Source organism: Mycobacterium sp. 1165178.9 (assembly GCF_001673555.1).
In the GTDB taxonomy this organism is placed as follows: Bacteria; Actinomycetota; Actinomycetes; order Mycobacteriales; family Mycobacteriaceae; genus Mycobacterium.
This window is the reverse complement of record NZ_LZMB01000286.1, coordinates 1-2869: the sequence shown is the minus strand read 5'-3', so window position 1 is coordinate 2869 and position 2869 is coordinate 1. Positions and strand designations below refer to the sequence as shown.

The following is a 2869-nucleotide window of genomic DNA, read 5'->3' as shown; positions in this document are numbered from 1 at the left end:
GCCGCCGGGCGTCTACGTTGCGGTCGTAGGCATCGACCAGCTCCGGAGGGATGCGCGGGCGCGTGGTGGCGTCCCACTCAGGGTGGCGCCCAATGGCACGGTAGGCCGCCTGCTCGCGGTGCGCCGCCGCCGTCAGCGCCGGATCCGGTGTCCCCGGATCGCGCAGCGCGCGCTCGTCGGCCACCAGGTCGTCGGCCAACTGCGCGGGGTCCGACGCCAGGCGAGGCTGCGCACCGCCCGGCGTTCCCGTGTCGGCGGGCACCATCCGCGTCGTGCGCGCCGGGGGAGCGGCCACGCCCGCGGCCGTGGTCGGTCCGGTCGCGGCGGTCGGATGCGACCCCGAACAACCGGCGAGCGCGAACACGATCGCGCCGACGACGAGTGGCGCGGAGCGCCGGTCACGACTCACGGTGATCACGTCCGTCCAATGCCTCGAATCCCATGATTCCGGTTAGTTGGCCCACCGCGAGTCTGTCGCATTTGATCCTCAGACATCAATGCGTGACGGTCTCTTGTTCGCGGGGAGTTGTAACAATTGCGCCGCACTCTCAGACTGATTGGTATGCGCGACCGCGAGAAGATCGACTCGGAATTGCGGCTCATCGCGCTTCGGCGCCAGGCGATCCGCGAGCAGGGTGGTCGGCCATCTTCCATAGAGGCTGACGAACTGCTCGACGAAATCCTGGCCCACGGCGCTGGGACGTCTGAGCTCGACTCGTTTGCAGCCTGGGAGACCGAGGTCGTCGCCGCAGCCCGGTCGCGCGCCCGCAAAATCCGCGCGATGGCGTCGCGGCGGCAAAAGGTTGCTGCGTTGCGCCGCTTCGGTCTGTTCGCGGCACTGCCGCTGTCTCTGGTCGCCGTCGTCTCCGCGGTGGCGGTGATGTTCGCGCTCCACCGCCAGGATTCGTCGGCGCAAGCTGAGGACCCGCCGCCGTCGGCGGCGCCCTCGACACCGGCCGCGCCCTCGACACTGGCCGCGCCCTTCACACCGGCCGCGCCGAAGCCGTCCGCTCCGGCGCTCAACCCTATTGACGCGGCGTACATCTCCGTGTTGAAGCAGGAAGGCGTGCCAGTTCCCAGCCAGGAATACGTGCTGGCCCAAGGGCACGCGGTGTGCGACTTCCTGGCGCACCAACCGAACTTCGCGGACGCGGTCGGCTTCGTGCAACGAACATCGGTATGGGACGCCGATCAAAGCACCGCCGTTACCGCGGGCGCCATCGCCTCCTACTGCCCGCAGTCTCGGCCTACGACCCCGGACCAGATCTCGCCGGCCTATCAGAACACACTGTCTGATCTGCAGGCGATCGAACGAAAGTTGCAGGGCATCCAAGGCAATCTGCAAGACATCCAAGATGGTCTGCCGGGCATCCCGGGCCGGCCGTGACGATGCCTGGCGATAGTAACAACGCTGGGTTGGCGTGCCTCCGGCTAGATAGTCGCGCCGCGGTGCCCGTTATGGTTCTAACAACAGTCTGAGTTGTTGGCCGTACAGGCTGAGCGATTCGACAGTCAGCATGTTTTCATGCGCGCAGTCGACCGAGTAATCTGTGACGCTGCCAGCGACGTATGGCCGCCAGGTTTCGACAAGATATGAACTGCGATCGCTCTCGTTCCCCACGGCGGAGAATATGATCAGATCACCGTCGAAAATGCGAGGTTCGTGTGATCGCTGTAACTCGGTGTTCTTATTAAAGTTTTGGATTATCCAATCCACGAGTCGTTTGTATCTGGGGAAGTCTTTGACTCCTCGTTCGAGCATTACCTTTTCTATCTGCTCGGCGTCGAGCGGCTCTTCCAGCTCGGCGATATCGATGCCATAGAACCGCAAGATTTCGTCCAGCATCTGCTTGTCTTCTAAAGGATGGGTCGGTAGGCTCGCGCCCTCGAGGCTCAGTTGAGCATCGAACACGATAAGGCGTGCGATTACGCATCCACGTTGCTGAAGCTCGATGGCGACTTCATGAGCGACGAGCCCTCCAAAAGACCAGCCCAGGATATTGTAAGGCCCAATAGGATCGACCTTTTGTATCCTGTCGGCGTAATTCTTCGCCATATCGGGAATTGTCTGGGGTTCAGCTTCTTCGTCCAGTAGAAGTTGTTGAATTCCAATGATCGAGCAGCTCAAATAATTACTAAGACGCTGATACGGCCAACTCATCCCGCCCCCGGGATGGATGCAGAACAGCGGAAGACCAGCACCCTCTTTGAGGACCTCGACGGGGACGATGTCGAGCTGGCTCCCGTCTGCACCCAACTGCCCGCTCAAGCTTCGAACCGACGGCGCGTGGAACAAGGTGCGCACCGCGAGGTCGGCGTCCAGGCGCTTGTTGATCTCGGCGACCACTCGCATCGCCGAAAGCGAATCCCCGCCCAGGTCGAAGAACGAGTCGTCGACCCCGACGCGCTCCAGCCCGAGCACTTCAGCGTAGATGCCGGCGAGCGTCTCCTCAGTGGGGTTGGCAGGGGCGCGGTAACGATTGGTGCCCTCATATTCCGGTGCGGGCAGGGCACGTCTGTCGAGTTTCCCGTTGACCGTCATCGGCAATGCGTCAAGCGCCACTACCGCCGCGGGGACCATGTATGCCGGCAGGCGAGCGCCCAGCGCGGCGCGGGCCTCGGCCGGGTCGGCGGTGCCGGTGATATAGCCCACCAGGCGTTTGCTGCCAGGGCGGTCCTCACGGGCGATTACCACCGCCTGATCCACCCCGTCCAGCGCGGCCAGCGCCGCCTGAACTTCGCCGAGTTCGATGCGATATCCGCGGATCTTGACCTGCTCGTCAGCGCGCCCCAGATAGTCCAGCTGCCCGTCGGCGCGCCACCGCACCAGGTCCCCGGTGCGATACATCCGTAGCCCCTGCGATCCCGG

The 2869-nt window shown here is 63.9% G+C and carries 2 protein-coding genes and 1 pseudogene; 1 reads left to right on the top strand and 2 read right to left on the bottom strand.

The features are described from left to right. Positions 1-418: pseudogene (locus tag A5652_RS12220) on the bottom strand (lytic transglycosylase domain-containing protein); the annotation flags it as partial. 144 nt (positions 419-562) lie between these two features. On the opposite strand from A5652_RS12220, the gene A5652_RS12215 reads away from it, so the two are divergent. After that, positions 563-1387, top strand: coding sequence for a DUF732 domain-containing protein (locus A5652_RS12215; protein WP_067351089.1), 825 nt, complete (start codon positions 563-565; stop codon positions 1385-1387). A 69-nt stretch (positions 1388-1456) separates the two neighbouring features. Here A5652_RS12215 and A5652_RS12210 read toward each other — a convergent pair. Further along, positions 1457-2869: thioesterase domain-containing protein (locus tag A5652_RS12210; RefSeq protein ID WP_156745300.1), on the bottom strand; the 1413-nt coding region annotated here is incomplete at its 5' end.

Coding starts and splice junctions, on each gene's coding strand:
- A5652_RS12215 (WP_067351089.1), top strand. CDS start 563: ATGCGCGACCGCGAGAAGATCGACTCGGAATTGCGGCTCATCGCGCTT.